The following is a 6,170-nucleotide window of genomic DNA, read 5'->3' as shown; positions in this document are numbered from 1 at the left end:
CTTTGTTCTCGAAATGTTTGGATCCCACCGGAGAGTCTCCACAGCAGCAGAGAACTCGAAATGGAACGACAACACACGAGGGGGAAGGTGTGCAGAGACCGGACGGTTACGGGGCGACGTTCTAGGGCAAGATAAAAGCGGCTCGCCGTTTGAACATCAAGCTATTGGCATAGCTTACGTTCAGCGGTGCCGTTCGGTCGTGGTGAGTGCCGTGCTTGTAGCTTTTGCCAGCAAAACCAGCGCTCTTCGTGGCACTCATCGTAGAATAGCGCACTAAAGCGTGTGCGAAGGATATTAATCATAATCACAAGAAGCTGTTCCGGCTGTACCGGGAGGAACGGCTCACGGTACGCTGCATCGGTGGCCGCAAGCGGGCCCTCGGCACAGGCGGGCCGATGACGGTGCCGCTGCTCGCGAATGATCGCTGGTCGCTCGACTTCGTGTCCGGATCAGATGACCGATGGCCGGCGCTTCCGCATCCTGACCCTGGTCGATGACTGCACCCGCGAGTGCCTGACGCTGGTGACCTACATCTCGCGCCAGCTCCCGCCGCTACCACCGCCCCTATGGGCACATCCAACCGCCCGAACAAACTCAGACCTGGATAACTTGGGCGCAAGGTCACCGCCGCCAGCCTGGGCGGTAAGCGGGGCTGCTCAGCTCGGACATGTGGCTCTCCCGGGAAGCTAACTCCTTCTCTGGTGGAAAACGGTCCGGGTGGCTGACCAAGCCGGCAGTCGTCGCCGTAGGTGCGGCGCGGCTGACTTGGCGCGACGTCGACTTGCAAGCGATCTCATTCGGCAACGCTGGACTCGTCGTTTCTGCGCAAAGAGCAGACATTTGCGCTGTTCCAGGATTCGTAGGTTCGTCTACATCGTTGGGCAGAAACGGGACGGTCCGCATTGGTGTGACCTGCGGCGGGCCGGAATCAACTGTCTGCGCCAGCAGGCGGGGTGGTTCATACGTTGCCAGCGATAAGGCTCCCGGGGGCGAGAGAGCGCGTGATTGTTTGGGTGGCCCGCTACCAGACGCGCATATGCCCCTCTCCAGGCATGCGGGTCTACGCAAGAAACGACAGAAGAGACCATCGAACGCCTCCCATTGGAGGCTGGCGCAGGATATCGAATCCCATCGGAAACTCTGTTATACTCGAAGTGGAGAAACGCTCTCCCGACCAAGCCAACGGACCGAACGCCGGACTACGATGGCAAGGTATAGGCCGCACTGTGCGGGTGGTCAGCGGTCGCGAGTAGAGCGGAATGACGCGCCCTATCGTGAGCTCGCGTAGCATTCTGAGGAGTCCACCATGATCGACGCAGCGGCCCTCACATCAATTGTGGTCTCCACGATCACGCCCTTATTGCCTTACCTTTCCAAAGCGGTCGAGATCGCCGGTAAGGGGGTTGTGGAGGCTATTTCCAAGGCAGGGGGAGAGGCGGCCTGGAAACGGGCTCAAGGCGTCTGGACGCAACTTACCGACGCGTCCGGGACCGATCCCAAGCTCAAAGGCGCCGTCGAGCTACTCGCGGCTGACCCGGCCGACGAGGATTCGCTCGACATGTTCCGAAAGACCCTTGGGTTACGGTTGGCCAACGATCCGGCCTTGCGTGACACGCTCGTCGCGGCGCTCGGCGGCGAACGCGGCGTTCAGGAGATGATCGCGCGGGGTGGCAGCCGCATCAGCGGCTCGGCGCAACAGCTGCAAGGCGATGGTCGTCAAGCCATCCAGGCGTTCGACAACAGCGTCGTCGAAAACAGCACCCAGGTAAAGCATTAGGTCATGACACTCTTGGGGGAGCCAGGATCGCAACAAACGCTGCACGCTGTCAGCTCGCACGTCCATGATGTCACCCAGGTGGCCGGCGACCTCTATCAACTCTTTCTCGCATCACCTCCCGCTCTCCGTGACCGGATGCGGATCCGGGAATTTGGCGTCCTTATAGCGGAACGATTGCGCGCCTTCGTCGGACGGGAGTTCGCGTTCGACGCCATCCGGCGGCTCGTCGGGGGCGCCGATTTCCCATCGGGTTATATCTTGGTCCGGGGCGAGCCTGGCGTGGGCAAGACCGCGCTGATGTGCGCGCTTGTTCGCAAGAACGGCTACCTGCACCACTTCAACATCGCGCCGCAAAACATCCGTTCTAGCCGCGCTTTCCACGAGAATATTTGTGCCCAGCTAATCGTGCGCTATCGGCTGTCCTTTGCTGAGGTCCCGGCCTCTGCGGTGGACGACAGTGCATTCCTCAGCCAGCTCCTTGAGGAGGCGGCCGCCGTCGCCGACGGGCCGATCGTGATCGTACTGGACGCCCTAGACGAGGCCGAGGACCCCCCCGGCGGGGCCAACCAATTGTTTCTGCCGCCCACCTTGCCAAACGGGGTCTACTTCGTGGTGTCTTCGCGCGAGCAGGCGGATTTCCGCCTCGCCGTTGATCGCCGTGAAGATGTCTATCTGCGCGATGATGACCCCGCCAACTTGGCGGACATAAGCCTCTATATTTCGACTTTCGTTGACAGCCATGCCGATCGCATGCGGGAGCGGCTGGCAGGATGGGGCGTCACACGGGCGCGCTTCATCGACGAGCTGACGGAGCGCAGCCAGGGCAACTTCATGTACCTGGTGCATGTCCTGAACGATATCCGCGACGGGCGGCTTGGCCCCGAGACTATCGAGCACATTCACAACCTGCCGCGCGGACTTCAGGCCTATTACCGTCGGCATTGGGCAGGGATGCGCAGCATGGAGCCCGAGCGATTTGAACGCGTCTTCGAGCCCGTGCTGCGGCTGCTGGCGACGGTACGTGAGCCGGTGACGGTTGACTACCTCGAAGACCTGACCAGCCTGGCCCCGTCGCGCATCCGCGAAGTGATCGACCGCTGGCGCCCCTTCCTCAACGAGGTAGACATCGGCGATGAACGAAGGTTCCGCGTGTACCATCTGAGCTTCCAGGAGTTTCTGGCCGTCGAGGGCATGGGCCTTAAGCCCTTCCATCGGCGTATCGCCCTCAGGGCCATCGAGGGGCTCCCAGGTCTGCTTCCTCCGGAGAGACCCGATTGATGACGCCTCGCCCCAGCTTCAGCGCCAGTCGCGAACGGGACCAGCGCTTGGGCGCGACGATTTGCGTCGCCACCCGCTCCTGACGGGTGCGCTCGTGAACGCCGAAACTCGATCCACAACGACCTCGATCAGCGAGGAGCGCCGCTATGCGCTTTCGCACCTGGCCTACCATCTGCAGGCGGCAGACCTTTATACGCAGCTGGAGCATTTGGTCAGCAAGTCCTGGCTAGACCTCCAGATAGCAGAGGGCGACGGCAAGACCGCCTTTTTTCGGGATGTCTCGCTCGCAATCCAAAGCGCGTCGGTCAGGCCCGACCTGAGCCTGTCGGAGCAGCTACTACAGGTCTGGCGCGGGGCCTACATCTGCACTTGCGTCCGCAGTGCATCGGGATGGTCACCAAGCCTGGTGCGGCTGCTCGCCGAGGCGGGACGGTCCACCGAAGCCAAGGCTTTCGCGACTCTAACCTCAGATCCTTATCAACGTTCCGTCAGTTTCTGCCGCATCGCGGAGTGCGCTTTGCGCGCCTCTGATGCCGGTGCCGCTCTAGACGCTGCCGAAAAGGCCCTCGCCGCAGCAGGAGACATCCCGTCGGTCGTGACTCGCACGGACGGCTTGGCGAACGTGATCGATCTGGCTCTGAAGCTGCGGGCCGAAAAGATCCTCGCCGCCGGTTTCGATCTCCTGTCACGCTGCGAGATGGGCCACTGGATGGAGAATATCCTTTGCAAGCTCGCGCAAGCAGCAGCGCTGGCCCGACGTCCGGAGTTGCTCGACAAGCTGCTGGCACTCGCTCGAAGACTCACGCGCGACAACCCCGACCTGACGAGCGCCGAGACAACGGTTCTCTGCGCGATCGCCGAAGCCCTGGTCCCACTGGGAAGACCAGAGCCGATCCGCGAGATCCTGCGCATCGCCAGGGCCAAGACCGACCCCAGACCGGCGCCCAGGCTGCTTGGCGCATTGCTGGTGGCGTTCGGATCCGTCGGCGACGTGGACAGCGTCGATGCGATCCTCCACTCCATCGACTCGGACGTCGACGCCGAGGACCAGGGTGATGTGCTGGCGCGCGGTGCGGAAGCACTCTATCGCCTAGGGGATAAGGCGCGCGTCGAGACTCTTGTCGCCAGGTCCATAGAGGCGGCCGACGCGGTAAAAGACCCCCTACGCCGTGATTGGGCGCTGTGCCGCGCCGCCGAGACTTGCGCGCGCATCGAGCGCTTTGACCGTGCAACCAATGTCGCCGCGTCCATCGTCAAGCCGCAGCGACGCTCGAAAGCCTTTGTGTCGCTCGGCCGAATTGCCGTCCTCGCCGACAAGATCCCGATCTCTGTCGAGATGGCGGGGCGCGCCATCGAGTCGGCAAGGCTCGTCGACCTAGAGGATTTCGATGCGATCTATGGTCCCATCGAAACCCTGCTGCAGGCAGCCGTGTTCGCCTGGGACATCGGCCTGGAGGCGGAGGCCCTCGGAATCGCCCACGAGATGCTGGGCATCCCCGGCGGGCTTTGTGACCCGACCTATGGTCCGGCCGGACTACAGAGCGCCGTTCGGATTGTCGCGTCGGCGCGAGATCGGTCCGGGCTGGGAATCGCTATCGACTTGGCAGAAGGTCTGCAAGATGTCGGTTTCCGCGACCAAGCTCTGAACACTACGGCCACCGCGCTTGCCAGGGCGGGCTTCTTGGACTGGGCCGTCTCCGTGTCTCAGAGTCATGATACGGGAGCCTCGCGCGCGGTCCTCGCCGAAGAAGCGTTGACGGGCGGCCATCGGGAGCAGGCACTAGGCCTAATTGATGCCGCGCTCGAAGAGGCCAATGCGCTGGGGCCAGTGAACGCGCAAGCGCTCGCGCTCAGCCATATCGCCTATGAGCTGTCCATGCGGGGGGCGGCCGAGCAGGCGCAGCGGGTCGCCATGACCGCGCTTGGCGCAGCAAAGGCCATGCAGGCCGAGTCCTTTAGCGAACACATCGGCGCCAACGGGATACGGGCGGTCGTGTTGGCGCAGATTGCTTTGACCTTGGCGCGAACAGGACTCGTGGGGGATGCGACGGAGGTCGCACTCGAATCCTGGGCGGAGGCAAGCCCGCAAGCGCCGCGCGTTCGCAGCAGCTTGTCCTTCGAGACGTGGGCCGCGCTCGTCAGCCTCTATGGCCGGCAAGACGAAGTCATGAGGCTGATCTCTCGCGTCTTGGCCGGAACGGTGACGCCGGAGATGGCGTTCGTCTTGGCTCGGCAGTCGTCCGACTCGCGCGGTGTAATTCGCGAAGCGATGATGGCGATGGGCGCCGAATGGCTGTCGAACGGCGCTATGACGCGACTAGCAGTTGTCGAAAAGCTGCGCTCGTGCGCCCGGGCGGCTGAGCTCGACGAAGACCAATATGCTGATATCCTAGCCGAATGGGCTGACGGGGATTTGGACCCAGGACCGTCAACCCCCGCTTATGAGCAGATCTTGCGCGGAATCGATGTCATCGATCTGGACGAGACGCTCGGCGCAGCGGTCGTCCAGGCCCTGGAGGCGCACAGACCAATCAATGACGTCCACGCGATGCTTGAGCCGGCGGCGCACGGCCCAGAGCGGATCGTGAACCTTTCCAGGCTGGCCATGATACTCCATCAGCGCGGTCGCGACGCGGAGGCGGTCCAGATCTGGAAGGAGGCCTGTGCCCTCGCCAAGGAGGAAGACCGAACGACGATGTTTCGCCTGCTCGACAATATGGTCCCGGCCCTAGCAGCACACGATGGCGGGTTGGTGCTTTTCCGCCTGTACCTGGCAGAGCAGGACGCATCGGCCTGGTGGAGAAGTGCCTTGTGAATGGCGGCGCCTGGCGGCGGGCGTAACCCTCCGCGCCGCGGTCGCGGCTGGAGAATTCTGGCGAGCACAAGGAGACCTTTTTATACTTGGATTTGCCGAAGCTTCCCCGGAGCCAGCCCGCGCACAGGAAGGCTCTTCCTGTCAACGCGGCGGGCCATATGCTCCATCTGTTTCCGCGTCGGCATACGCCAGCTGGCCGGGCGGTCGATCATGGCAGAATGAGAACATATCAAGAACCTTGAGTCGAGTCCTCCCTATGGGGACATCTATTGATATTGCGCCTGATGCCGTCCGAGTTCG

General features: G+C 62.8%; 3 protein-coding genes and 1 pseudogene. All 4 read left to right on the top strand.

What is annotated here, in order from left to right; genetic code table 11:
- Positions 1 to 302: 302 nt before the first annotated feature.
- Positions 303 to 525, top strand: a pseudogene (locus BRAO375_RS36615) (IS3 family transposase); the annotation flags it as partial.
- Between the two features lie 781 nt (positions 526 to 1,306).
- The gene (locus BRAO375_RS27330; protein WP_009030673.1) at positions 1,307 to 1,777 is read left to right on the top strand and encodes a hypothetical protein; all 471 of its coding nucleotides are present in this window, start codon (positions 1,307 to 1,309) and stop codon (positions 1,775 to 1,777) included.
- A 3-nt stretch (positions 1,778 to 1,780) separates the two neighbouring features.
- A complete protein-coding gene (locus tag BRAO375_RS27325) occupies positions 1,781 to 3,055 on the top strand; it encodes an AAA family ATPase (protein ID WP_009030672.1) in 1,275 nt (424 codons plus the stop codon).
- 94 nt (positions 3,056 to 3,149) lie between these two features.
- A complete protein-coding gene (locus BRAO375_RS27320; protein ID WP_009030671.1) occupies positions 3,150 to 5,870 on the top strand; it encodes an ATP-binding protein in 2,721 nt (906 codons plus the stop codon).
- Positions 5,871 to 6,170 lie beyond the last annotated feature (300 nt).

The organism is Bradyrhizobium sp. ORS 375 (assembly GCF_000239775.1).
Lineage (GTDB): Bacteria > Pseudomonadota > Alphaproteobacteria > Rhizobiales > Xanthobacteraceae > Bradyrhizobium.
This window is presented reverse-complemented; position numbering and strand designations above follow the sequence as displayed.

Bases quoted from the DNA above. Each gene is read 5' to 3' on its own strand.
- BRAO375_RS27330 (WP_009030673.1), top strand. From the start codon at position 1,307: ATGATCGACGCAGCGGCCCTCACATCAATTGTGGTCTCCACGATCACG.
- BRAO375_RS27325 (WP_009030672.1), top strand. From the start codon at position 1,781: ATGACACTCTTGGGGGAGCCAGGATCGCAACAAACGCTGCACGCTGTC.